The organism is Devosia sp. (assembly GCF_024707125.1).
GTDB lineage: Bacteria > Pseudomonadota > Alphaproteobacteria > Rhizobiales > Devosiaceae > Devosia.
On sequence record NZ_JANQAH010000005.1, the window covers coordinates 147,888 to 171,747 of the forward strand.

The window sequence follows — 23,860 nt, forward strand, 5'->3', positions numbered from 1 at the left end:
CCGGATCGTCACCGGCCCCTGCCCAAAACTCTATTGTCACCCCGGCGCAGGCCGGGGCCCATCTTGAGATCTGTGGATGGGCCCCGGCCTGCGCCGGGGTGACAGTCTGAGGTTTTCTAACCACCCTCAAGAATCCCACCCCCTGACGACACCCAAGTTTCGGCGTATCCTTCCCGCCAAAGGGAAGGAGTATCTGTCATGGCAACATTGGTCAGGTTGACCCCGGAGCAAATTGAAAAACTGCTCGACGACGCGGACGACATGGAACGCGCCCTCAAGGACATGCACGAGGAACTGATCACCCTCGGCGTCCCCAACGACACCGCCACCCGCTTCAGCAAACTTCACGACCGCTTCAGCGGCTGGATCGGCTTCCTCCGCCGCCAACGCGAACTCGGCTCCGAGCCGCCTGTAAGCTAGTCGCCGCACCCACCGGCTGTCACCCCGGCGAAGGCCGGGGCCCAACCCGAGATACCAAGATGGATCCCGGCCTATGCCGGGATGGCAATCGAGTTTTTGTGAGGCGCTTGCCTCGGCGCAGCGGTCCCTGCGCCTCCCTCCCCTCGTGGGGAGGGAATGAGGGTGGGGGTATCGGCAAGCACCGGTCTACCTAATCATCCAGCCCATCCAAGAACTCCAGCACCACCCCATTGAACACCCCCGGCCGCTGCACCGGCGCAAAATGGCTCACGCCTGCCATCTCGACATACCGCGCCCCCGGCACCGTCTCGGCGATATACCGCGCATGCTCGGCCCGAATGAACTCATCCCGCTCCGATTGCGCCACCGTCACCGGCACCCCAATCGCCTGCAAATCCGCCGCCGAATAATCCGGCTGGCTCCCCTGCATCACCTGCAACTTCTCACTCATTTCATCAAACCGCTCCGGATGCGGTGATAGAGCAGCATAATCCTTCTGATGCCGCGCCAAACACTTCCCGATCGTCTCCGTAAACTCGAACGGCAGCGTCCCGCTCGGGTCGACATTGCAGGCAAAGAAAAACACCCCCGCCACCCGCTCCGGCGCCGCCTTGGCCATGGCAAGCCCGGTACAAGCCCCATCGCTCCACCCAACCACAGCCACGCTGTCGACCTCCAGCCCATCCAGCACAGCAAAGGCATCCTCGGCGAACTGCGCATAGGAAAACGCCCCGCCGTCCCAAGAACTGCGCCCGTGCCCCCGGCTATCGATCACCACGACGCGATACCCGGCCGCGATCAGCGCCGGCACCTGATGCCCAAAATTGTTGGAATTTCCCATGCCGCCATGCAGTAGCAACACCGCCGGCCCCGCGCCAAAACTGGCGAACCAAACCCGCGCGCCGTCGCGCTCCAGATACTCGCCCCCTGCCGGCAGGGCAGGGGGACCGTCTTGCGCAAAAAGGTCGAGGCTGTCGTCCTGGAAAGTGTTTTCCATCATGTCCCTCCATCTGTGACACCGCCGCGACGAGTCTTCGCGACAGCCTTCGACTACCGGGACTGATTTTATCGCAAAATCGGCAGGTCCACTGGAATATCGCGCTCGAGCACCAGCACGCCGTCCCTCACGGTCAACCGCCCATGATGGATCACCGTCGCCCGCGACCGCGCATCCGGCGGCCCTTCCTTGTGCCCCAGCTCGTCCCATTCGGGATGGGTGAAATAGTAGAGCGCACCATGATCGCCCACGACGACCACCTGCGCGTGGCGCATGAATTTGTGGTCCAGCGCATCCACGCCTGGCTCGCCGCCCACAATCCCCTGCCGCACCCAGTTCTTCGTGTCGTCCGAGCGATAAACCGCCTGGCCCCGCCATTCATCGACGATCAGCCAGTAAAACCCGCCCAGCCGAAACACATTCGGCCCCTCATGCGGCGGCGCATCGGGCGCCCCCGGCAGCACCAGCCCCTCAAGCTTCCAGTCGAACATATCCGTGCTGGTCGCGCTCCAGGTGCTCGAACCCTGGCCTTCGTCCTTGTACCACATGCGCCAAAGCCCATCCGGGCTCTTGAAGACACACGCATCGATGCAATTCGTGCTCGAGAGCGTCAGCGGCCCAACCCGCGTCCAGTTCTCAAGGTCGTCGCTGACAAAATGCGTAATCGTCCGCGGCACCTTCCAGTGCGTCGGTACCCCGGTGATATAGCTGAGGAACATGTGATACCGCCCCTCGGCAAAGATCACCTCCGGCGCCCAATGCGTGTTGGGCCCATCATCCCCGGGCGCATCGAGCCCCTTCACCGTATCCCGATAGTGCCAGCTCGCCCCATCATCCGTGGACACCGCCACCCCAATCGGCGAACCATGGATCCACGAAAACCCCTCGCCCCCGGCCGCAGCCCGGCGATTGGTATAGAACATCCACCACTCATTGGTGCCTTCCCGCCGGATCACCGTCGGATCAGCCGCTCCATCCTCAATCGGATCGCGAAATATCGGCGCACTCATTCTTCACCTCTCCCTCTGGGGGGAGAGGTCGGCGCGCAGCGCCGGGTGAGGGGGCCTTGCGAAACTACCCATAGACTCTCACTTCCCGCCCATCCGGCCGCGCCACCAGCTTCCCGGCCTGACCCACCAGCCCGTTAGCCGCCGTCACCATTCCCGGATCCGTCTCGAGCTTCCCATCGCCCGCATCGTCGGTGGAAAGCACCGAAGCCTTCAGCAGCTTGGAATAGGGATGCTGCGGACTATCCAGCACCGTTCGTGCATCGCCCATCTCAACAATCCGCCCGCGCTGCATGATGATCAGCCGGTTGGAAATGTAGTAGGCCGTCGCCAGGTCATGCGTGATGTAGATGACCGAAACCTTCAGGTCATCGCGCAGGCTCTTGAGCAGATTGACGATGCTCATGCGCAGCGATGCGTCCACCATCGACACCGGCTCGTCGGCAATCAGCAGCGGTGGGTTGGGGATCAGCGCCCGCGCAATGGCGCAGCGCTGCAATTGCCCGCCGCTCATCTCATGCGGAAAGCGCCCGCGAACCTCTTTCAGGCTCAACCCCACCTTCTGCAGCGCCTCGTCCATCGCCCGGTCGATCACGGCCGTGTCGCGCGTCTGCAAAAACCGCCGCGCCGTGCTCTCCAGATACCGCTCGATTTTCTTCAGCGGATTGAACGCCTCGAACGGGTTCTGGAACACCGGCTGCACCTGGCTCATGAAAGCGAGCTTTTCCGCCCGCCCCGCATGCCGGGTCACTTTCTTCCCCCGAAACAGGATTTCCCCTTCGCTGGGGTCTTCCAGCCCCAGGATCATCCGCGCCAGTGTCGTCTTGCCCGATCCGCTCTCGCCGATAATGGTGAAAATCTCCGGGTTCTCCGCGCTCAGCGAAAAACGCGCATCCATCACCGCATTCACAGTCTTGCGGCCAAAAATCCCGCCCATCGTGAAATGCTTGGATACGTCCCGCACATCGAGAAGCGTCGTCATGCCATCACTCCCGATGGTGCACTGGCCCCAACCAGCGGTTTCACATCCTGCCAACGCCAGCAGGCGGTCCGATGATCCGGCCCCACCTGTTCGAGCGGCGGCGCTTCCTGCCGGCATTTATCCACGGCCAGCGGACAGCGCGGGTGAAACCGGCAGCCCTGCGGTGGATCAGCCAGGTTCGGCGGCCGCCCTTCCAGCGCCGGCCGCTGCTTGGTGTCGCCAATGCGCGGCAGGCTTGCCACCAGATGCGCCGTATAGGGATGCTTTGGCGCAAAGAACATGTCCCGCGTCGGCCCCTCTTCGACGAGGCGCCCCGCATAGATGATGCCCACCCGGTCGGCCACGTTCGCATGCACGCTCATGTCATGCGTCACGAACACCACGGCGGCGTTCATCTCCTTCTGGATGTCGCGGATAAGGCTCAGCACCTCCTTCTGCACCACCACGTCGAGCGCCGTCGTCGGCTCGTCGGCAATGATGAACTCAGGATGGCACACCGTCGCGAGCCCAATGGTCACGCGCTGCCGCATGCCGCCCGAAAGTTCATGCGGATAGGCCTTCAACACCTCCGGCGGGAGCTTCAGCCGTGCCAGATGCGCAATCACCCGATCCTCGAACGCCTTGCCCGTCAGCCCCATCGGCCGCGAGGCAAAGTCATGAAAGGTCCGCCCGATGCGCCGCACCGGATTGAGCACGCTCATCGACCCCTGCATGATGTAGCTCAGGTGCTTCCAGCGGACCGCCTCGATCTCCCTGGGCGTCGCCGTCGCCACCTCGAACGGCCCGTTTTTGAAGTCGAATTTCACCGACCCTTCCACGACCCGCAGCGGCGGGCGAATGGCTGCAGCCAGCACCTTGATGAACGAGGTCTTGCCCGAGGAACTCTCCCCGGCAATGCCATAGACCTCGCCCTTGCGCACGGTCATGGTGATCCCGTCGACCGCCCGAACCTCCCGGCTCACGCCAAAATAGTTCATCTGGTAATAGGCCTTCAGCCCTTCGACTTTAACGATATCCTCAGCCATGGCCTCAAGCCCCCATGCGGCGCAGGCGGCTGCGCGGGTCGATATATTCGTTCATGCTGACAGCCAGCAGGAACAGCCCCAGGAAGGTCATGACGATCAGGATCACCGGAATGACGATCCACCACCACACCCCGACCACCATGGCCGAGTGCGAATTGGCCCAGTAGAGAACGGTGCCGATGGTGGGATTGTTGATATTGGTGAACCCCAGCACGGCCAGCGTCACCTCCATGCCGATCGACCAGAGCATGTTGTTCATGAAGGTCGAAAACACGATCGGCATCACATAGGGCAGGTGCTCCTCGAGCAGCACTTTGCGTGTCGACATCCCGGCAAACACGGCATGCCGCGTAAATTCGCGATGCTTCAGCCCCAGCGCCACCGACCGGATCAGCCGCGCGTCAAACGGCCAACCGAAACAGGCGAGGATCAGCGCCATGGTGAAACTGTCCATGTTGTTGCGCAGCACGAAGTAGAACAGCACGAGGATCGGGAAGATCGGCACGGAGACGAAAATGTCGTTGATGAACATCAGCACCCGGTCGACCCAACCGCCGAGATACCCCGCAGCCAGCCCCACCGTGATCGAGATGATGCGGCTCAAGACAGCGACAGTGATGCCGAAAATGAGACTGTTCTTGAACGCCGCCGAGAGCTGCCAGAAGAGGTCCTGTCCGCGCGAGTTGGTGCCGAACCAATACTGCGCCGAAGGCGGCTGGTCGGGAATAGTCATGTAGATCAGGCTGGGGTCCATCGGCGCGAAGAACGACAGCGAGGCAAAGACCACCATGATCCCCACAAGGATCAGCCCGATGGTAAACTCGGCATTGTAGCGGATGAGATCGCGAAAAACGGCGAACATGGCTCTACTCCGCCCGAACGCGCGGATCGAGCAGCGGATGCAGCAAGTCCACGACAAAGATTGCAAACGCGACGGCGGTGATCGAGACGGTGCAGACCGCAAGAACTGTCGAATAGTCGCCGGCATTCACGGCATCGACCAGCAGCGATCCCATGCCGGGATAGTTGAACACCTGCTCGGTGATGATCGTGCCCGAAAACACCCCGCCAATGGTCATGGCGAGCGCGGTCACCTGCGGCACCAGCGCATTGCGCATCACATAGGAGCCGACAATGGTGTCGCGCTTGACGCCGGCGAGTTCGGCATAGGTCACATAGTCCTCGGTGACGATGTTCGACACCAGCGCCCGCATGCCGATGAACCAGCCACCGAGCCCCACCAGCACCAGCGAGAACGCCGGCAGCAGCGAGTGCTGCAGCACCGAGAAGACGAAGGTCCAAGACCAGCCCGGCCGCACATCCATGCTGAACCCGCCCGAAATCGGCAGCACCGGCCAGAGGAAGCCGAAGATGATCAGGATGATGAAGGCGACGATGTAGTAGGGAATAGGCTGCAGCCCCATGGTCACGATGCCAAAGGCCTTGAAAAACCGGTTGTTCTGAAAGTAACCGGCAAGCCCGCCCATCAGATTGCCGATGATGAAGGTGAAGATGGTCGAGCTCAGCAGCAGCCCCAGCGTCCAGGGCATGCCGCGCATCACCAGCTCCATGGCCGGGGTGGGGAACGCCATCAGCGATGCGCCAAGGTCACCCTGCAGCAGCCGCGTCCAGAAATTGAAATATTGGGTCAGCATCGGCTGCCCGGTGCCAAACATGGCCGTCAGCGCCTCGCGCGTCGCCGCAATGGCTTCAGGCGACAGGTTCGATCTGGCCGAAAGTCGTCCCAGCACTTGTTCGACCGGGTCGATAGGCGAGAGATACGTCACGAGAAACATGGCCGAAACGCCGAAGAATATCACTGCAAACATCAGCAGCGCGCGCTTCGCCACGAAATAGAGATAACCTTGCATACGGACTCCTCACCGTCCTTGCCTACTCGGTGGGGGTCAGTCCTCGGCCAATGGGGCGCCGAAGCAGTCTCCTCCACTAAATGTCACCCCCGCGCAGGCCGGGGCCCATCTCCCGCAGATTGGGGGCCTATGGAGTGAAGCCATCTCGGGATGGGCCCCGGCCTGCGCCGGGGTGACATCATGGGATGCAAGACACGCCAACCTGGACCCAATCCACAGCGTCATTCCCGCGACGGCGGGAATCTCTTCTCGCCCGCGGGAGAAAATTCGTGGGGAGCGCGGGTGACCGCGCTCCCCAAAGCAGCGTGGCTTGCGCCACGCCACTCGGGAGGACGCTCTTACGCCCCTGCGACAGGCGTAATCTGGGTGAAGATATACCGCCCGTTCGACCAGTTGGTCACAGGGTTGGCATAGTTGTTTTCCGCATTCGGCCAGCCGGTCCAGAACTTGTTCGACTGGATGGAGAACACGTTGTAGGCCATGATCGGAATGTTCGGCATTTCTTCGAGATGCAGCTTCACGAAGTCATGGCCGTATTCGATGCCCTTGGGATCGTTGAAGTCGATACCGCGGATCTTCTCGATGATTTCGTCGAGACGCGGATCCTTCCAGCGCATCCAGTTGCGATCCGGCTGCGAAGCGCCCGGCTCGGCAACATAAGCCGAGTGGTAGCTGTCCATGAAGAACGACAGGTCGGGGTGACCGCCCCAGGTTTCCACGGCCCAGGCGATGTTGCACTCGTAGTTGCCCACGCGCTGGCGACCCCAGGTGTCGGCGTCGACTTCAGCCTGTGCGCCGATGCCGTTCTGGGCCCAGGTCTGGGCAATGATCACGCCGAGACGGTTGACCACGCCTTCCTGCGGCACCATCACCGAGAAGGTGAAGGGCGTGCCATCAGGCTGCATCCACTGGTTGCCGTTCTTGGTGAAACCGGCCGCGGTGAGCAGTTCTTCCGCCGCCGGAATGTTCTGCTTCCACCAGCCATAGCCGAAGGCGTTGCGCACGGCGGTTTCGTCGGTCGGCACGGCATCGCCGAACTGCGGACGGACCATATCGGCAATCTGCACGCCGATATTGGGATCGTATGGCTTCACCTTGCTGGTGCCCGTGTCGATCTCGTAATTGGTCAGGAATTCCTGCAGCGGCGCATGGTAGTCGCGCGGATGCGTACCGGTCGGCGGCACCGAAATGGCCGAGAGCGTTGCCGCACCACGATACGAAGCCATCGACATGGCGCGGGCATCGAGCATCAGAGCCAGAGCCCAGCGGACGCGCTTGTCCTGGAACTTCGGGTTCTGGTGGTTGAAGATCGCCATCACCAGCGTCGGATCGGGATGGGCATAGGGGAAGCCCGGGAACCAGCCCTGGATCTGCGGATCCTGCTGAACCACCGAGAATGTGCCTTCCGGCGTCAGGTCGTGCACCATGTCGAGATTGCCGTTGCGGATCTCGATCAGGCGGTTATCGGTCGAAATATTGTTCCGGTAGATGACATACTTCGGCTTCGGTTCGCCGACCTTGCCGAGCGCCGTACGTTCCCAGTCCGCGCGCTTTTCCCAGATATACCAGGTGCCGTTCGGATCGAACGAGTGCAGCGTGTAGGGCCCGAGCGAAACCGGGGGATTGGCGTCGTAGCTCAGGATGTCGTCCACAGCTTCATAGATATGCTTTGGCATGATCCATGCTGCAGTCCAGCGCACCGAGAACAGCGCGTGGAAGCGCGAATTCGGCGCCTTGAGCTTGAAGTGGACGGTGTACTTGTCCGGCGCAGTAACTTCGGCGACCTGGTTGGAGAAAGCGCCATTATAGGGCGTGCCGGGCGTCGCCGCCTGCTTCTGCACCGTGAACACCACGTCGTCGGCGGTGAACTCGACGTCGTCGCTCCAGTAGATTCCCTGTTTGAGCTTCACGGTCATTTCCGAGAAGTCTTCGTTGTACTGCCAGAGATCGTCGGCCAGCGAATTGTAGACTGCGTTCTCGCTGGCCCCTTCGACGCCGCGATCGGGATCGATGAACCAAAGCGTGTCGGTGGTCAGGTTGTGCAGGCCGTTGGAAGTGCCATTGCCCGCGCCCACGGCCCAAAGGTTGAACCATGCCGGGTTGCGGATGATCCCTTCGGGATTGTGCACGATCACGGTTTCGCTGCGGGGAAACTGCGCCAGATCCGGAGCCGAACCTTCGGCTTCCTGCGCAAAGGCCAGACCCTTGCCGGCGACCATCAACGCGCCAACCGCCGTTGTTCCGATCAGGAAACTACGTCTATCCATTCTGTATCCTCCCATGGGCGAAATGCCTCCCGCACTCCGCTCTCGACGCCCTCCAGCGCCGTCATAAGTCATACTTAACTAGGGGGTAGGGGTTGTCAATCGCTTGTGTGATATAAATCGGAAAACATGATACAAAATGAAGAGAGGCACATCGTTGCCGATGTGCCTCCGTTTTCACCGCTGGGAGCCGGTGAATGCTAGCAGTCTGCTAGCGAAGTCATGACGCAATCGCGCGCTTTTGATAGTGCGTCACCCCCTCCCAACCTCCCCATCGAGGGGGAGGTGCAGACCGAGTGGGTGGCACTTTCTCGCCCCAACCACCATCCCTGCACCTCCCCCTTGATGGGGGAGGTCGGGAGGGGGGTGGGGTCGCAGGCGCGATAGTTCCGCCTTACAGCTTCACCCGCACCATCTGGTACGAATACGGCGGCAGCTTCACCGAGAGCTTCCCGCCCTCGACCTTGGCGCCTTCGCCCTTGTTCGGCTTCACTTCATCCTGGTTCTTGGCCGTGTTGACGGCCTTGAGGTTCGGATGCGTCATCACCTGATGGTCGATAACGGTGCCGCCGGCAAAGCCCTGCAGGCTCACTTCCGTCTCGATGCTTTCGCTGGTGTGGCGATTGACGAGGAAGAAGCTCAGCGTGCCCTCTTCTTCATTGTGCACGCCCGAAACGTCGACATAGGCCGTGTCCTTGGCATGCGTCGTTTCATAGCCCGGCGAATTGGTGACGAGCTGCAGCGCCGTGCCGCGACCAAAGACAGAAGCGAAGAAATACGGGTAGTAAATGGTCTGTGCCCAGGCCGGGCCACCCTTCTCGGTCATGATCGGCGCGATCACGTTTACGAGCTGGGCGATACAGGCGATCTTCACCACATCCGAGCGACGAATGAAGGTGTTGAGGATCAACCCCACCATCAGCACGTCTTCAAAGTTATAGATGTCTTCAAGCAGGCCCGGCGCATGCGGCCAGCCGCCATTGCCGTCAAGGATCTCGCGATCCTTCTTGTTCGAATGATACCAGACGTTCCATTCGTCGAAGGAAATATAGACATCCTTCTTCGACTTGCGCTTGGCCTTCACCTGCTTGATCGTCGAAGCGACGGTCTCGATATAGGTGTCGAGCTTTTCGCTGAGGCCGAGGTAATTCGGCGTATTGTCATCGCGATTGGCGAAATACATGTGGAGCGAAATATGATCGACGTGATCATAGGTGTGCTCCAGCACGATCCGTTCCCAATCGGGATAGCTCTGCATATCCGAGTTCGACGAACCGCAAACGATCAGTTCGAGGCTCTTGTCGAACATGCGCATGGCGCGCGCCGTGTTGGCGGCGAGCTTGCCATATTCATGCGCGTCCTTGTGGCCGACCTGCCAGGGACCGTCCATCTCGTTGCCGAGACACCACATTTTTACGTTCCACGGCTCCTTGCGCCCGTTCTTGATGCGCAGGTCGCTCCAGTAGGAGCCGCCGGGATGATTGACATATTCCAGGAAGTTGCGCGCCTCGTCGACGCCGCGCGAACCAAGGTTCACAGCGAGCATCATCTCGGTGCCAACAGTGGCGCACCAGTCGGCAAATTCATGCACGCCGACGGCATTGCTTTCCGAAGTGTGCCAGGCCAGGTCCAGACGGGTCGGGCGCTCCTCACGCGGTCCGACACCATCTTCCCAATTATAGGCCGAGACAAAGTTACCCCCGGGGTAGCGCACCACCGGTACATTGAGATCCTTCACCAGCTTGGCGACGTCGCCACGCATGCCGTCTTTGTCGGCCGTCGGGTGGTCGGGCTCGTAAATGCCCTCATAAATGGCGCGGCCGAGGTGCTCGAGAAATGCCCCATAGACACGATCATCGATTTTGGAGATCGTGTAATCCTTATTCGCTACGACAGACGCCTTCACCCTCGTCCTCCCATACAATCTGTTTTTCTGATTTGTATCAGTAAATCGGTTGTACAGGACGAAGCCCGGCCTGTGAAGCCGCCCCGCGCACTTTTGTATGATTTTTGGGCGAGGGGCTCCAGTAGCCCTCATGGTGAGGTGCGCGGCGAAGCGAAGCCTCGAACCACGAGGGCGTGGCATCCTGGGCTTCCACTCGCTCGACCCCGTGGTTCGAGGGTCGGCTAGCCTCCCACCTCACCATGAGGTCTTCTTTAGTCACCGCGCCGTCTGCAACCGCATAATAATATCCTGGTCGTAGTTCCCAAAACCGCGCCCAAAGATATTGATCCCGCCCGGATGCCTGGCATCAGGCTTCACCGCAATCCGCAACCGGATCGAGTGGTGATTTGAAAGATCGAGGTCCACCAGCGACACCGGCGAAATCTTCACCCCGTCGACATAGGTGCCTTCGCCCGTCACCCGCCAGCTCTTGAGCTTGCCATATTGGCTGCCCTTGAGCTTCCACCAGTCCGGGGTATAAACCCCACGTTTGTCGCCAAAATCCCCCGGCGAGGTCCACGTCCCGATTTCGGTGCCATTGACCGAAAGCGTGATATCGCTCGGCCAATCCGCCGATGTCCCCGGCACTTCCGAGCTCAATTCCAGCGCAAATTCAAGTACTTCGATGGTGTTCTGCGCCAGCTTGGCATTGTTGGGAAACTGATATTCGAGGAACCCGCGGGTAAACCAGATCAGCCCCGCCTTCATCCGGTCCGGCTCGAGATAGGTTTCCGGCACATCCAGCAACCCGATAATGCCCTCGGTCGAGCACAGCCCACACGGCGCCGAAACCTCGCAACTCGTATAAAGCCCAAGCGGCATCGCTACCTCGATCGAGTTCGACCGCAGCGGGGTGATGTCGTCCTTGAACATCACCAGCACTTCGTCAAACGTCGAGTGGCAAATCTTCTGATTGCCCTTCCGCGCCTTCTGCGTCTCGGTGCGGATCAGCCCGGCCGTCTCAAGGATCTGCAGATTGGTCGATACGGTCGACTGCGGCAGGTCCAGCTTGTCGGCAATATCATTGCCATTGAGCGGCCCTTCCACATGCAGCAGTTTCAGGATGCGCACCCGGATCGGCGACGCCAAACCCTTCAGAACCTCGATATCCTCTTCGGGATCGACGACCAGAAAATTACGGCTCATAGGGGATTAGGCTTTCAGATGATGGACAGCAATTGTCTATCAAAAAGTCTGAACCAATCAAGCAGGCTGCAGCACTTTCGTCACAAAGGCCCGAAAACGGGATGTTTCAAGGAATCAAGAACCGCGAAATACAAAGATGCATCCCGAAACGCGGTGTCATTCCCGCGAAAGCGGGAATCCCTGTTTGGGCGCCGGAACGGAGATTCCCGCTTTCGCGGGAATGACACGGTGGATGGGCAGAGAAGCTCACCCCACCCGCAGCCCTTCCCCATTGAAATAATGAGCTTCTTTGGAATTTATCCCCAGTGTGATGGGGTCGTGTATCTTGTACTGCGACTGCCCCGGCGCCTGCACCAGCAGCGTGTCACCCGAAGCGACGCGCACATAAAGGAACACCTCGCTCCCTAGATATTCGACCAGCGTGATCGTCCCCTCGACCGTCAGTTCGCCAGCGCCAATCGTCACCTGCTCCGGCCGCACCCCAATGCTGATCTTCCCTTCGGCCTGCTTATCGGCGGGCAGGGGCAGCGTCCCAAGCCCCGCAACCTCCACCTTGCCGCCCGCCGCCGTCGCCGCCAGCACATTCATCTTTGGCGAGCCAATGAACGTCGCGACAAACAGGTTCGCCGGCGCATTGTAGAGCTCATAGGGCGTGCCCACCTGCTCGATCCGCCCCTTGTTCAGCACCACGATCCGCGTCGCCATGGTCATGGCCTCCACCTGATCATGGGTGACATAAATCATCGTTGTGCCCAACCTATTGTAAAGGCTGGCCAATTCGACGCGCATCTGCACCCGCAGCTCAGCGTCAAGGTTCGACAGTGGCTCATCGAACAGGAACAGTTGCGGCTCGCGCACGATCGCCCGCCCGATGGCCACGCGCTGTTTCTGCCCGCCCGAAAGCTGCCGCGGCTTGCGCTCCAGCAGCTCTTCAATGCGCAGAATCCGCGCCGCTTCCGCCACGCGCCGCTCGATCTCCTCCCGCGGCATCCGCAGGTTCACCAGCCCGAAAGCCAGGTTCTTCCGCACGCTCATATGCGGATAGAGCGCATAGGATTGAAACACCATCGAGAGATTGCGCTGGCTCGCCGGCAGGTCGTTGACGATCCGGTCGCCGATGGCGATCGTCCCGTCCGTAATCTCCTCAAGCCCTGCAATCATCCGCAACAGCGTCGATTTTCCGCAGCCCGAAGGTCCGACCAGCACGAGAAATTCGCCCGAATTCACCGCCAGGTCGATGCCGTGAATGATCGGCACTTGCCCGTAGCTCTTGCGCACTTCGGAAAGGGTAACTGCAGCCATGGCAAAACTCCTACTTCAGCCCGCTCATGGCAATGCCGCGGATGATAAGTCGCTGGAAAATAACGAAGAACAGGATGATCGGCAGGATCGAGAGGATCGACATGGCGAACATCGGTCCATATTGGCTGACCCCGTCCGAGCTGATGAAACTGCGAAGCGCCAGGGGCACCGTGTAGTCTTCCATGTCGTTGAGATAGACGAGCGGCCCGAGGAAATCCTCCCAGGTCCAGATGAACGAGAAGATCGCCGCCGTCGCCATCGCTGGCAGGCTCAGCGGCATGATGATGGCCCAGTAAATCTTGAACGGCGAACACCCATCGATCATCGCCGCCTCATCCAGCTCGCGCGGCAATTGCCGGAAAAACTGGATCATCAGGAAGATAAAGAAGGCATCGCCCGCCAGAAACCGCGGCACGATCAGCGGCAGATAGGTATCCACCCAGCCCAGGTTCAAAAACAGCAGATATTGGGGGATGAGCACGACGTGATAGGGGATCATCAGCGTCATCATCATCAGCGCAAACCAGATGGTTTTTCCTGAAAACTCAAGCCGCGCAAAGGCATAGGCGGCAAACGAGCACGAGATGACATTGCCGATCACCGACAGCACGGTGACCACAGTCGAATTCCAGAAGAACGTCGTAAAGCTGACGGGCAGGGCGTTCCACCCCGCCCAATAGTTCTGCCACTGAAACTCCCGCGGCCAGAGCCCGAGATCGCCAAAAATCTGGTTGTCCGGCTTCAGCGAACTCGCGAGCATCCACAGCAGCGGATAGATCATGATCAGCGACGTGATGATCAGGAACACATGCTTTAGCAGCGCCGCCTTCTTTGCCCGCTTGGCCTTCGCCTCGCGATAGGCGCGCGCCACCTCGGCGGTGCTGAGCATGGCAGGGGTAATGGTCGCCTCGGTCATGGCTCAGCCCCTCTCGTTCTCGTAGTGGACCCAATATTTCGAGGTCCAAAAGGCGATAGCGGTGAAGAGCGCGATGATCAGCAGCAGCACCCAGGCCAGCGCCGAGGCATAGCCCATGCGGAGAAACGCAAAGGCCTCGTTGTAGAGATAGACCGTGAAAAACAGCAGGCTATCGAGCGGCGCACCCGTGCCACCGGAAATGATGAAAGCCCCCGAAAAGCTCTTGAACGCCTCGATCATCTGCAACACGAGATTGAAGAAAATCACCGGCGCTAGCAGCGGCACGGTAATGGCGAAAAACTTCCGCACCGGCCCTGCCGCATCGATCTCCGCCGCCTCATAAAGCTCCTGCGGAATGGCCCGAAGCCCCGCCAAAAAGATCAGCATGGGCGAGCCAAACTGCCAGATCGCCAGCACGATCAGCGTCCACAGCGAATACTTTGGATCGCTCAGCCAATAGGGCCCATCACCCCCAAACAGCCGCAGGATCGAATTGATCACCCCGTCATAATTGAACAGCTGTCGCCAGAGGATCGCGACGGCAATCGAGCCGCCAAGAATGGATGGCAGATAGAACAGCGCCCGATACCAACCAATGGCCCGAATACCCTTGTCGAGCGCCATGGCGACACCCAGCGCGAACATCAGCTTCAGCGGCACCGAAATAACCACGAACTGGAACGTCACCTGCAGCGCTTTCCAGAAACGCTGGTCCATCTGGAACATGTAGAAATAGTTGTCCAAGCCGATCCACTGCGGCGGCCGAACCACGTTGTACTTGGTGAAGCTGAGATAGAGCGACGCCAGGATCGGCCCGATAGCGAGCAGGAAAAACCCGATCAGCCAGGGCGATAAAAAGGCATAGCCGGCGAAATTGCGTCTCAGGAATTTGTGCATCCCAGCCTCGTCACTATGAAAAACACCCGCCGCCCTCCAGGGAAAGGGCGGCGGGCCGGGTCAGGCTTTTAGGCGCGAGCCAGGATCGCCTTTGCCTGATTGAGGAAGTCCGTCGCCACTTCCGGAATGGTCCGCTCGCCGAGAAGCACCGACACAGCCAGACGCTCGAACGTCTGCTCCACTTCGGCCGAACCGCTCGGCGGCGGCGCGGTCAGCGGCGCGGTCTTGCCCTGGATCCTGTCGATGAACTCCACCGACACTTTTTCGGCCGCCGACAGGTTCGGCTCCAGCGCCGCGCGCACTTCGGAATTGGACGGAATACCGCGCTCAAGCCCGAGCACCGCCGTCATATCGAGATCATTCACGAAGGCGCTCATATAGGCCGTCGCCGCTTCCGGATTGCCGCTGTCGCGCGTCAGGCAGACGAACTGGCTGGGCTGGATCACCGATCCCGGGATCATCTCGGGCGTGTTGGGATAAACCGCCGCGCCCAAAATATCCTGCATCAGCCCCTGCACACCGACGAGCTGGTTGCTCCAGAGATACGACATTGCCGATTTGCCGGTGACCACGCCAAGCTGGCTCAGTTCCGAAACCCCGGCCAGCGCCGCCGATTCCGGCCCCGGAGGCGTACCACCCGCATCACGGATCGCGGCCCAGGTGCTCCAATATTCCTCGACGATTTCCTGCGTCGGACCATAGGAGCCATCCTCATTGTAGAGGTTGGCACCCTTCTGCACGGTGAAATCGGAAAAGTTCTGGTAGTCGGCCGTATTGTCGTCGGTGCCCGGAATCCCGGTCGCTTCCTTGATCGCGGCCGCGAACTCTTTCAGCTCGTCATAAGTGTACGCAAACGGATCAAAGGTCTCGCCCGGCTTCACGCCCGCTTCTTCAAAGAGCCGCGTATTGAACACCGCCATATGCGAATTCGCGCCGATCGACAGCGCATAGAATTTCCCGTCCACCGTGCCGGCATCGATGGCGCTCTGGTCCATCTTCGAAATATCGAGGCTCTTGCCAACAAAATCGTCGAGCGGCACCACGGCGCCATTGGCGATATATTCGAACAGCACGCCATAACCCTGCTGGATCACGTCGGGCATGTTGCCGCCGGCAATCTGCGTCGTGAGCTTGGTGAAATAGTCTGCAAAGCCGAGCGTTTCGCCGGAAACCACCACACCCGGCGTCTTGCCGTTATAGATGTCGATGACGGCAAAGGTGCGCTTGTCGCGTTCCGGATTGCCCCACCAGAAGTGGCGCACGGCCGCGTCCTGCGCAAAGGCCGGCCGGCCAAAGGCGGACATTACGGCGACAGAACCGGCAAAGCCGGCCGATGTGTGCAGGAACTGCCTGCGGTTGAATTTGCTCATGGTTTCCTCCCGAAATGAGCTACGTACGTCAGAACTGGATGCGTTTATTTGGTCTTGTGCATTCCGGCTGAAGCGGTCTTTCGCTGCTAGTGTCTCCGATCAATAGGTTGGGTGTGTCAGCCGCGAGGTTTTTTGCCGTGTGAAGGCGCCATCCCTGAGCGCCTGCACTTCATTGGGGCCAATGGTAAAGTCGAGCCGCGCGCCACCAATCTCCAGCGCCCCGGCAATATCAGTCACGCTCATCCCGATCAGCGCTTCGATCTTACCCGCCCGATCCGTCACCACGCGCACGCCCTTCGGCGCCGAAAACAGCGGCGCCCCATCGCGAAACACGCGCAGAGTCACCCCGTCATTGACCATCTCAAACCGGTGCCCATCGACCACCCGAGCATAGGCTGTTGCATGAGCGACATCCCGATGCTCGATCTGATAGGGCACGAGCCCGGTGAACCACAGCGTCCCCTCCGGCCGCGGCAAAATCCCCGTCAGCCGCTCGATGAAATCGAGGAGACACAGGATGCTGGGCGAATAGGCCTCGGTAAAACCCATCGCGCCGTTGAACGGATTGATGGTCTGCGCAAAGCGCTCGCCCCGGAAGAGCGCCGAAAGCGTGGGCTGCATCATCCAGGTCAATTCCACATGCCGCCCATGGTGCTCAAAGGCATGCGCCGCCCGGATCAGCGTCAGAAAATTCGTCGGCCCGCACCAGCTATTATAGTCAAACGCCGGATCGAACCGCGGATCATCGAGCGCTATGGACGTGAACGGATATTTCGCGAAAAACTTCCGCGTGTTGAGCAGATACCGGCCCAGCGCCTCTGCGAAAAAGTCCTCGTCGCCCACTTCGCAAGCCAGCACGCGCAGCAACACATCCGATTGCACGCGGATGAACTGGCCATTGCGGTCGAGATCGTAGAAAAACCCGTCATCGGGATCAAAACACTGCTCGAACAGCGCCGTCCGGCTCGCCTCCGCCCTTTCGTGCCACCCCGAACCATCCTCGCCCAGTTCCTCTGCCATCAGCGCCAGATAGTCCCGCTGGCAGGCGACATTCGCCGTCAGATCAGGCGCGATAAACGGCAGCACCGGATTGTCCGCCCGATAGCGCTTGGGATCATTCCCCTCCGGCGAATCCGGCACATGCCAAAAACGCGCCGAAAGATCGTGCCCCGTATCAAAGGCGCAAAACGCCTCGACCGCCCCAGTCCCCCGCGTGTCGCGCCAGCGCGCCAGCCAGGCATCGTTCCGCCCCATGGCGACATAGAGTTTCCTGAGATAGTCCCGATCCCGCCCATTGAGCGCAAAATGGTTCCACACCGACCGCGCCAGCGGCGTCACCGTCTGGATCTGCGAAAACACCGGCCCCGTCTGCGTCAGCTTGTAGGGAAAAAGCCCGTCCTCGCGCTGATTTCCAGCAAAGCCGGCAAAGGTGTCCCCGGCGACTTTTGGAATAAACCGCGACAGCAGTTCGGCATTGATCGTGCCCGTGCTCTCAAGCCAGCAACCGTAATAAATGCCGCCTTCATTGAGGATGGCGTCGCTCCCCGCCGTCGGCTTGATGCAGGAAATCAGCTCCCGCACCGCATCGCCAAAGCGCTGCTCCATGGCCGGCGAACTGGCCACAAGAGCCACACCGGAAGCCACAAATTCATCGACCGCCGCCTGGCCATGTTCGGTATCGACCGGCACGGCAACCTTGGCCGCGCGCAGCCGCGCAAGCAGCGTTTCCGCTACCGACACACCTCCGCTGACGCCAAGCGCCTCGGCCATCGCCCAAAATCCTCCCAGCTGCCGGAATGGCAGCAAAACCTGTCCCGGTATGCCGGGATCGATATGGGTCGAGTGCTGGGGGAGAAATGGACTGCCCGCCAACCGCGACCGCACGGTTGAGTTACCCAAGGGGCCATCCAGAAGGCCGATACGAGCATCTGTCCGTGTTTGTTTCGGTCAGACAGAAGACGTACCGCGTAGCGCGCGCTTGACCACATACCCTGGCTGGGCCCTTGGGCCCATGACGCGTCTCCGGCCGATCCTGGAGGATTGATCCCGCCCAGATGCCAATACTGTGCCGATCACAGGTGCATTCTGTCAACTCGATTTCGTGCAACATCCGAAATTTGTCAATTTTGCCGTTTCATATCAATGAGTTAAATCAAGTGCACTACCATACAAGACTCTGTGCCGCCTTTTGACTTTGCCCATCGGCAGGCTAGATTGTCGCAATTCATCGCCGTGTCATTCCCGCGAAAGCGGGAACCCTTGTTTATGAGGCAAGGGACGATAACGGACCGGCATCAGGAGACGGACCTATGAGCTTTCGCGCCCTTGTTACGCATAAGGCCGAGGATGGCAGCGTCAGCAACGCGATCGAAACGCTGGACGATTCCCGGCTGCCCGCAGGCAATGTCACGGTCGACGTGGACTGGGCCGATCTGAACTACAAGGATGGCCTGTGCCTGACCGGGCAGGGCGGTCTCGTCCGCACCTTTCCTCACGTCGCCGGCATCGATTTTGCCGGCACGGTTCGCGACAGCTCCGACGGCCGTTATCGGGCTGGCGATCCCGTCGTGCTCACTGGTTGGCGCGTCGGCGAAACCCATTGGGGCGGCTTTTCCGAACGCGCCCGCGTCAATGGCGATTGGCTCGTCCCGCTGCCAAAGGGCCTCACCACGCGCGATGCCATGATCGTCGGCACAGCCGGCCTCACCGCCATGCTCGCCATCACCCGCCTGGAAACCGAGGGCCTCACGCCATCCGCCGGCGAAGTCCTCGTCACCGGTGCTTCAGGTGGGGTCGGCTCCATCGCCATTTCGCTCTTGGCCCGCCTCGGCTACACCGCCGTCGCCCTTTCCGGCCGCCCCGAAAACAGTGCCGCGCTCACCACCCTCGGCGCCGCCCGCATTCTCGACCGCGCCGAGTTCCTGGCCGATGCCGACAAGCCACTCGAACCCGCCCGCTGGGCCGGCGTCGTCGATTGCGTCGGCGGCAACGTGCTCGGAAAAGTGCTGAAACAGGTCAAATATGGCGGCTCCGTCGCCGCCCTGGGCAACACGGCCGGCGTGGGGCTTTCCACCAACGTCCTGCCCTTCCTCCTCCGCGGAGTGAACCTGCTCGGCATCGACAGCGTCATGCAGCCCTACGAAAAGCGCATCGCCGCCTGGCAGCGCGTCGCCGAGCTTTTCGACATCCGCGCCTATGGTGCGCTGGTGGAAGAAGTCGACCTTGAGGCTCTTCCCGAAGCCGCCAACCGCATCCTCAAGGGCGAAGTGCGGGGCAGGGTGCTGGTGAACCCAAGCCGGTAGTCCCTCCGCTTTCTAAGGCGCGGGGGATCGTCTATCCACGGCTTTCACCCCGGCGAAGGCCGGGGCCCATCTTGAGATCCCAGGATAGGCCCGGCCTTCGCCGGGGTGATAATCGGGTCTAGGCCGTCCCGTTCCAAAGCTGAAACGGACTTGAACATCCCGTTGACCACCGGGCTTTTGCCCATATAGCTTCCGCCCTCATGGTCACACTCAAGGAAATCGCAGCGGCAGTCGGCGTTTCAAGCGCCACAGTTTCGCGCGTGCTCAACTACGACACGACGCTGTCGATCTCCAACCGCAAGCGCCAGGCCATCATCGAGACGGCCGAAAAGCTCAACTACGCGACGCCGCGCAATCGCAATCGTGCCAATGTCCAGGGTCTCACCAAGCTCGCCCTCGTGCATTTCCTGCGCCCCGAACAGGAGCTGGTCGATCCCTATTACGTCGCCCTGCGCCTTGGCATCGAAAGCCGCTGCGCTGCCCTCAAGATCGAAACGGTAAAAGTTTACCACACCGACGCTAAACCCGATGCCGGCATGCTGCAAAGCGCCTCCGGGGTCATCGCCATCGGCCGGCATGATGAAGACGAGATCGAGTGGCTCCAGCGCCATGCCCGCCAATTGGTCTTTGCCGACCATGCCCCGCCTGACGACCAGATCGATAGCGTTCAGGCCGATCTCCGTCTCGCCATGGAAAAGCTGCTGCAATCCCTGGCAAATCTCGGCTATCGCCGCATTGCCTATATCGGCTGGGGTGATCGCCGCGCCCAGGCCTTCGTGCAGTGGATGACCAAGGCCGGTTGGTTCGATGACCGCATGTTCCGCTCAGGCGACAATACCGAGCAGGGCGGCTATCGCCTGACCAAGGAAATCTTTAGCGAAAAGCGTCCGCCCGACGCCATCATCACCTTCAACGATTCCATGGCCATCGGCGCTTATCGCGCCATTCACGAAATGGGCCTCTCCATTCCCAACGATATCGGCGTGGCGAGTTTCAACGACATTTCCGTCGCTCAATTCCTCAATCCGCCGCTCACAACCGTGCATCTTCCGGCGGAAGAAATCGGCGAAGGGGCGGTGGAATTGCTGCTCGAACGCGTCGGCGGTCGGGAACTTGCCAAGCAGATCACGCTGGCATCGAAACTGGTCTGGCGTGGCAGTACCCGCCAACCCCTTGAAAAATAACGCAGTAAAAATTTACTGAAATTATTGCGTAGCGCGATTTATGCGGCTACTGTCTTGCCTATGGGTGTGGAGGAAACACCCACTAGGGAGGATTTGCAATGACCCGTTTGTCCACGGGCTGGAAGCGTGCGGCTGCTGTCGCGCTTGCCAGCGTAAGCATGTTCAGTGTTACCGCCGCTTCGGCGCTCGAAATCACCGTCTGGTGCTGGGATCCCAACTTCAATGGCGCCACCATGAAGGAAGCGGCCGAGCGCTATGCTGCTCTGCACCCCGACGTGACCGTCAATATCGTCGACTTCGCCAAGGCCGATCTTGAAACCAAGCTCCAGGCCCAGCTCGCTTCCGGCACCACCGATGGCCTGCCCGATATCGTGCTGATCGAAGACTACGGCGCCCAGAAATATCTGCAGTCGTTCCCCGGCGCCTTCGAACCGCTCAATGACAAGGTCGATTACTCGGGCTTCGCACCCTACAAGGTCGAACTCGCCACCGTGAACGGCCAGACCTATTCGCTGCCCTTCGACTCCGGCGTCACCGGCTACTTCTACCGCTCCGATCTTCTCGCCGAAGCCGGCTTCGATGCTGCCGCGCTCGAAAACATCACCTGGGACAAGCTGATCGAGATCGGCAAGGCCGTGAAGGAAAAGACCGGCGGCACCCTGCTTCCGATCGATCCGAACGATGCCGGCTGGCTCCGCATCATGATGCAGTCGGCAGGCTCCTGGTACTTCAATCCCGATGGCAGCGTGCACATCGCTGACAATCCGGTCCTGAAGGCCTCCATCGAGACCTATCAGCGTCTCCTCGCTGCCGGCATTTCCAAGCCCGTGGCCGGCTGGACCGAATATACCGGTTCGTTCACCTCGGGTGACACCCTCTCGACCTTCACCGGCGTGTGGATGACCGGCACGATCAAGGCCAATGCCGATCAGTCCGGCAAGTGGGCCATCGCGCCGCTCCCGGCCCTCGATGGCGTCGAAGGTGCCACCAACGCCTCCAACCTCGGCGGCTCGAGCTGGTACGTTCTCTCCTCCTCCGCCGAAAAGGCCGAAGCCGTTGATTTCCTCGCCGAAATCTGGGGCAAGGACGTCGATTTCTACCAGAAGATCCTCGTCAACCAGGGCGCTCTCGGCTCGCTCCTCGCTGCCCGCGAAGGCGAAGCCTACAAGGCCAGCGACGAATTCTTCGGCGGCGCACCCGTCTGGCAGAACTTCTCCGATTGGCTGAGCGCCATCCCGGCTGTGAACTACGGTATCTTCACCAACGAAGCTGACGCTGCCGTTGTTGCCCAGATCCCGAACATCACTTCGGGCGGCAATATCGACGAGATCATCGCTGCCATCGACTCTCAGGTCCGCCAGCAGGTCCAGTAAGGTTCTTCGTAAGGGGCGGCCCACGCCGCCCCTTACTCTCCAACTCGCCGCGTCATTTCCCGGCGATATATGGAGCTTCCTGCTTTTGCGGGAATGACACCGTGACAGGTCGAAGCAGCCCTATTTGGCGACAATAACGGAGAATAGCGTGGCGCAATCGGGTCTCGCGCGTAACGAGCATTTGAGCGGCTGGCTTTTTGTCATGCCCGCCCTGGTCCTGCTCGGCCTCTTCATGATCTATCCGATCCTCTGGTCGCTCTGGATGAGCTTTCAGGTCGGCCGCGGCATGGCCTTCAGCTTCGGTGGCTTCACCAATATCATGCGCCTGACGCAGGATCCGGTGTTCCTGCGCGCGCTCACCAATACGCTGACCTTCCTCGCCATCCAGGTCCCGATCATGCTGGTCCTGGCGCTGCTCTTTGCCAATGCGCTCAACGACAGCAAGCTCTGGGGCAGGGGCCTTTTCCGCACAGCCATCTTCCTGCCCTGCGTTACCTCGCTCGTCGCCTATTCCGTCGTCTTCCGCTCCATGTTCGCCCAGGACGGCGTGATCAATCAGTTCCTGATGTTCGCCCATATCATCGCGAGCCCCATTCCCTGGATGGCGGATCCCTTCTGGTCGAAAGTCGTGATCATCAGCGCCATCACCTGGCGCTGGACCGGCTACAACATGATCTTCTATCTCGCCGCCATGCAGAACATCGACCGCTCGATCTACGAAGCGGCCAAGATCGACGGCGTCCCGGCCTGGGCCCGCTTCTGGTACATCACCGTACCCATGCTCAAGCCGGTGATCCTCTTCACCACGGTCATCTCGACCATCGGCACGCTGCAGCTCTTCGATGAGCCCAACCTGATCCCCTCGACCCCCGGCGCCCCCTCGGATTCGACGCTCACCCTGTCGCTCTACATCTACAATCTGAGCTTCAAGTTCATGCCCAGCTTCGGCTACGCGGCGACCGTCAGCTACGTCATCGTCGTCATGGTCGGCATCCTGACCCTGATCCAGTTCCTGGCCGCAAGAGAGCGCCGCACATGAGCAATCCTCTCGCCCTTCTCGGCCGCGTCGCCACCTATGCGCTGCTGATCATTGCCGCCTTCGTATCGGTCTTTCCCTTCCTTTGGATGCTCATCGGCGCGACCAACTATTCCGCCGATATCATCAAGGGCAAGGTCACCCCAGGCACGGCCCTGCTGCAGAACATTTCGGTGTTCTTCAATTCCGTCGATATGCCGCGGATCCTGTTCAATTCGTTCTTCATCGCCGGCGTCGGCACGGCGCTGACGCTGCTGATCTCTTCGCTTGCCGGCTATGGCTTCGAGATGTTCCGCAGCAAGTTCCGCGAAAAGGTCTTTGGCGGGCTTCTGCTGATGCTCTCCATCCCCTTCGCCGCCCTGATGATCCCGCTCTTCATCATGATGGCCAACTTCAAGATGATTAATACCTATCAGGCGATCATCCTGCCCACGGTCGCCTCGATCTTCATCATCTTCTACTTCCGCCAGGCAACGAAGGCCTTCCCCCATGAGCTGCGTGATGCTGCCCGCATCGATGGCCTCAAGGAGTGGCAGATCTTCCTCTATGTCTACATGCCGGTGATGCGCTCGACCTATGCGGCCGCCACCATCATCGTCTTCATGGCCAATTGGAACAATTACCTCTGGCCGCTCATCGTCCTGCAGACCAATGAGATGAAGACGCTCACCCTCGTCGTGGCTGGTCTCACCTCCGCCTATACGCCCGATTTCGGCGTCGTCATGGTCGGGGCGATTTTTGCGACCCTTCCCACCCTGGTCATTTTCTTCCTGCTCCAGCGCCGCTTCGTCGAAGGCATGCTGGGCGCCGTTAAGTAGAACCC

The 23,860-nt window shown here is 60.4% G+C and carries 20 protein-coding genes; 6 read left to right on the top strand and 14 right to left on the bottom strand.

Annotation, left to right across the window (positions count from 1 at the left end):
• Positions 1 to 198 precede the first annotated feature (198 nt).
• The gene (locus tag NVV77_RS04275; RefSeq protein ID WP_295411075.1) at positions 199 to 420 is read left to right on the top strand and encodes a hypothetical protein; all 222 of its coding nucleotides are present in this window, start codon (positions 199 to 201) and stop codon (positions 418 to 420) included.
• 190 nt (positions 421 to 610) lie between these two features.
• Here the strand turns inward: NVV77_RS04275 and NVV77_RS04280 are convergent, their stop codons facing one another.
• The 14 genes from NVV77_RS04280 to NVV77_RS04345 all read right to left on the bottom strand — a co-directional run bounded on the left by NVV77_RS04280 (position 611) and on the right by NVV77_RS04345 (position 17,912).
• Positions 611 to 1,417, bottom strand: coding sequence for an alpha/beta hydrolase (locus tag NVV77_RS04280; RefSeq protein ID WP_295411077.1), 807 nt, complete (start codon positions 1,415 to 1,417; stop codon positions 611 to 613).
• Between the two features lie 68 nt (positions 1,418 to 1,485).
• Positions 1,486 to 2,427: a family 43 glycosylhydrolase gene (locus NVV77_RS04285; protein ID WP_295411079.1), complete on the bottom strand. Its 942-nt coding sequence runs from the start codon at positions 2,425 to 2,427 to the stop codon at positions 1,486 to 1,488.
• 64 nt (positions 2,428 to 2,491) lie between these two features.
• A complete protein-coding gene (locus NVV77_RS04290; protein ID WP_295411081.1) occupies positions 2,492 to 3,406 on the bottom strand; it encodes an ABC transporter ATP-binding protein in 915 nt (304 codons plus the stop codon).
• Positions 3,403 to 4,431 (bottom strand): ABC transporter ATP-binding protein, encoded by a 1,029-nt coding sequence (locus NVV77_RS04295; protein WP_295411083.1) that lies wholly within the window; start codon positions 4,429 to 4,431, stop codon positions 3,403 to 3,405. Before NVV77_RS04295 ends, NVV77_RS04290 begins: the two co-directional genes overlap by 4 nt.
• Positions 4,432 to 4,435: 4 nt before the next feature.
• Entirely contained in the window at positions 4,436 to 5,293 is an 858-nt protein-coding gene (locus NVV77_RS04300; RefSeq protein WP_295411085.1) for an ABC transporter permease, read from the bottom strand.
• 4 nt (positions 5,294 to 5,297) lie between these two features.
• Complete coding sequence (locus tag NVV77_RS04305; protein ID WP_295411087.1) at positions 5,298 to 6,302, bottom strand: ABC transporter permease; 1,005 nt, start codon at positions 6,300 to 6,302, stop codon at positions 5,298 to 5,300.
• A 338-nt stretch (positions 6,303 to 6,640) separates the two neighbouring features.
• Positions 6,641 to 8,569: an ABC transporter substrate-binding protein gene (locus NVV77_RS04310; protein WP_295411089.1), complete on the bottom strand. Its 1,929-nt coding sequence runs from the start codon at positions 8,567 to 8,569 to the stop codon at positions 6,641 to 6,643.
• Positions 8,570 to 8,960: 391 nt separating this feature from the next.
• On the bottom strand, positions 8,961 to 10,472 hold the full coding sequence (locus NVV77_RS04315) for an alpha-N-arabinofuranosidase (RefSeq protein WP_295411091.1): 1,512 nt from the start codon (positions 10,470 to 10,472) through the stop codon (positions 8,961 to 8,963).
• Positions 10,473 to 10,727: 255 nt separating this feature from the next.
• Positions 10,728 to 11,657 (bottom strand): helix-turn-helix domain-containing protein, encoded by a 930-nt coding sequence (locus tag NVV77_RS04320; protein WP_295411093.1) that lies wholly within the window; start codon positions 11,655 to 11,657, stop codon positions 10,728 to 10,730.
• 246 nt (positions 11,658 to 11,903) lie between these two features.
• Entirely contained in the window at positions 11,904 to 12,959 is a 1,056-nt protein-coding gene (locus NVV77_RS04325; protein WP_295411095.1) for an ABC transporter ATP-binding protein, read from the bottom strand.
• Positions 12,960 to 12,969: 10 nt separating this feature from the next.
• Positions 12,970 to 13,848, bottom strand: a complete 879-nt coding sequence (locus tag NVV77_RS04330) for a carbohydrate ABC transporter permease (protein WP_295411380.1) — start codon at positions 13,846 to 13,848, stop codon at positions 12,970 to 12,972.
• 30 nt (positions 13,849 to 13,878) lie between these two features.
• On the bottom strand, positions 13,879 to 14,772 hold the full coding sequence (locus NVV77_RS04335) for a carbohydrate ABC transporter permease (protein ID WP_295411097.1): 894 nt from the start codon (positions 14,770 to 14,772) through the stop codon (positions 13,879 to 13,881).
• 68 nt (positions 14,773 to 14,840) lie between these two features.
• Positions 14,841 to 16,142, bottom strand: coding sequence for an extracellular solute-binding protein (locus tag NVV77_RS04340; RefSeq protein ID WP_295411100.1), 1,302 nt, complete (start codon positions 16,140 to 16,142; stop codon positions 14,841 to 14,843).
• A gap of 99 nt (positions 16,143 to 16,241) precedes the next feature.
• Positions 16,242 to 17,912: a hypothetical protein gene (locus tag NVV77_RS04345; protein WP_295411103.1), complete on the bottom strand. Its 1,671-nt coding sequence runs from the start codon at positions 17,910 to 17,912 to the stop codon at positions 16,242 to 16,244.
• A 539-nt stretch (positions 17,913 to 18,451) separates the two neighbouring features.
• On the opposite strand from NVV77_RS04345, the gene NVV77_RS04350 reads away from it, so the two are divergent.
• The 5 genes from NVV77_RS04350 to NVV77_RS04370 all read left to right on the top strand — a co-directional run bounded on the left by NVV77_RS04350 (position 18,452) and on the right by NVV77_RS04370 (position 23,855).
• Positions 18,452 to 19,444, top strand: coding sequence for an oxidoreductase (locus tag NVV77_RS04350; protein ID WP_295411105.1), 993 nt, complete (start codon positions 18,452 to 18,454; stop codon positions 19,442 to 19,444).
• A gap of 200 nt (positions 19,445 to 19,644) precedes the next feature.
• Positions 19,645 to 20,628 carry a LacI family DNA-binding transcriptional regulator gene (locus tag NVV77_RS04355; RefSeq protein WP_295411106.1) on the top strand — a complete coding sequence of 328 codons (984 nt, stop codon included), beginning with the start codon at positions 19,645 to 19,647 and terminating at the stop codon, positions 20,626 to 20,628.
• A 98-nt stretch (positions 20,629 to 20,726) separates the two neighbouring features.
• A complete protein-coding gene (locus NVV77_RS04360) occupies positions 20,727 to 22,001 on the top strand; it encodes an ABC transporter substrate-binding protein (protein WP_295411108.1) in 1,275 nt (424 codons plus the stop codon).
• 202 nt (positions 22,002 to 22,203) lie between these two features.
• On the top strand, positions 22,204 to 23,040 hold the full coding sequence (locus NVV77_RS04365) for a carbohydrate ABC transporter permease (RefSeq protein ID WP_295411382.1): 837 nt from the start codon (positions 22,204 to 22,206) through the stop codon (positions 23,038 to 23,040).
• A complete protein-coding gene (locus NVV77_RS04370) occupies positions 23,037 to 23,855 on the top strand; it encodes a carbohydrate ABC transporter permease (protein WP_295411111.1) in 819 nt (272 codons plus the stop codon). Before NVV77_RS04365 ends, NVV77_RS04370 begins: the two co-directional genes overlap by 4 nt.
• Positions 23,856 to 23,860 lie beyond the last annotated feature (5 nt).

Bases quoted from the DNA above. Each gene is read 5' to 3' on its own strand.
- NVV77_RS04275 (WP_295411075.1), top strand. From the start codon at position 199: ATGGCAACATTGGTCAGGTTGACCCCGGAGCAAATTGAAAAACTGCTC.
- NVV77_RS04280 (WP_295411077.1), bottom strand. From the start codon at position 1,417: ATGGAAAACACTTTCCAGGACGACAGCCTCGACCTTTTTGCGCAAGAC.
- NVV77_RS04285 (WP_295411079.1), bottom strand. From the start codon at position 2,427: ATGAGTGCGCCGATATTTCGCGATCCGATTGAGGATGGAGCGGCTGAT.
- NVV77_RS04290 (WP_295411081.1), bottom strand. From the start codon at position 3,406: ATGACGACGCTTCTCGATGTGCGGGACGTATCCAAGCATTTCACGATG.
- NVV77_RS04295 (WP_295411083.1), bottom strand. From the start codon at position 4,431: ATGGCTGAGGATATCGTTAAAGTCGAAGGGCTGAAGGCCTATTACCAG.
- NVV77_RS04300 (WP_295411085.1), bottom strand. From the start codon at position 5,293: ATGTTCGCCGTTTTTCGCGATCTCATCCGCTACAATGCCGAGTTTACC.
- NVV77_RS04305 (WP_295411087.1), bottom strand. From the start codon at position 6,302: ATGCAAGGTTATCTCTATTTCGTGGCGAAGCGCGCGCTGCTGATGTTT.
- NVV77_RS04310 (WP_295411089.1), bottom strand. From the start codon at position 8,569: ATGGATAGACGTAGTTTCCTGATCGGAACAACGGCGGTTGGCGCGTTG.
- NVV77_RS04320 (WP_295411093.1), bottom strand. From the start codon at position 11,657: ATGAGCCGTAATTTTCTGGTCGTCGATCCCGAAGAGGATATCGAGGTT.
- NVV77_RS04325 (WP_295411095.1), bottom strand. From the start codon at position 12,959: ATGGCTGCAGTTACCCTTTCCGAAGTGCGCAAGAGCTACGGGCAAGTG.
- NVV77_RS04330 (WP_295411380.1), bottom strand. From the start codon at position 13,848: ATGCTCAGCACCGCCGAGGTGGCGCGCGCCTATCGCGAGGCGAAGGCC.
- NVV77_RS04335 (WP_295411097.1), bottom strand. From the start codon at position 14,772: ATGCACAAATTCCTGAGACGCAATTTCGCCGGCTATGCCTTTTTATCG.
- NVV77_RS04340 (WP_295411100.1), bottom strand. From the start codon at position 16,142: ATGAGCAAATTCAACCGCAGGCAGTTCCTGCACACATCGGCCGGCTTT.
- NVV77_RS04345 (WP_295411103.1), bottom strand. From the start codon at position 17,912: ATGGCCGAGGCGCTTGGCGTCAGCGGAGGTGTGTCGGTAGCGGAAACG.
- NVV77_RS04350 (WP_295411105.1), top strand. From the start codon at position 18,452: ATGAGCTTTCGCGCCCTTGTTACGCATAAGGCCGAGGATGGCAGCGTC.
- NVV77_RS04355 (WP_295411106.1), top strand. From the start codon at position 19,645: ATGGTCACACTCAAGGAAATCGCAGCGGCAGTCGGCGTTTCAAGCGCC.
- NVV77_RS04360 (WP_295411108.1), top strand. From the start codon at position 20,727: ATGACCCGTTTGTCCACGGGCTGGAAGCGTGCGGCTGCTGTCGCGCTT.
- NVV77_RS04365 (WP_295411382.1), top strand. From the start codon at position 22,204: ATGCCCGCCCTGGTCCTGCTCGGCCTCTTCATGATCTATCCGATCCTC.
- NVV77_RS04370 (WP_295411111.1), top strand. From the start codon at position 23,037: ATGAGCAATCCTCTCGCCCTTCTCGGCCGCGTCGCCACCTATGCGCTG.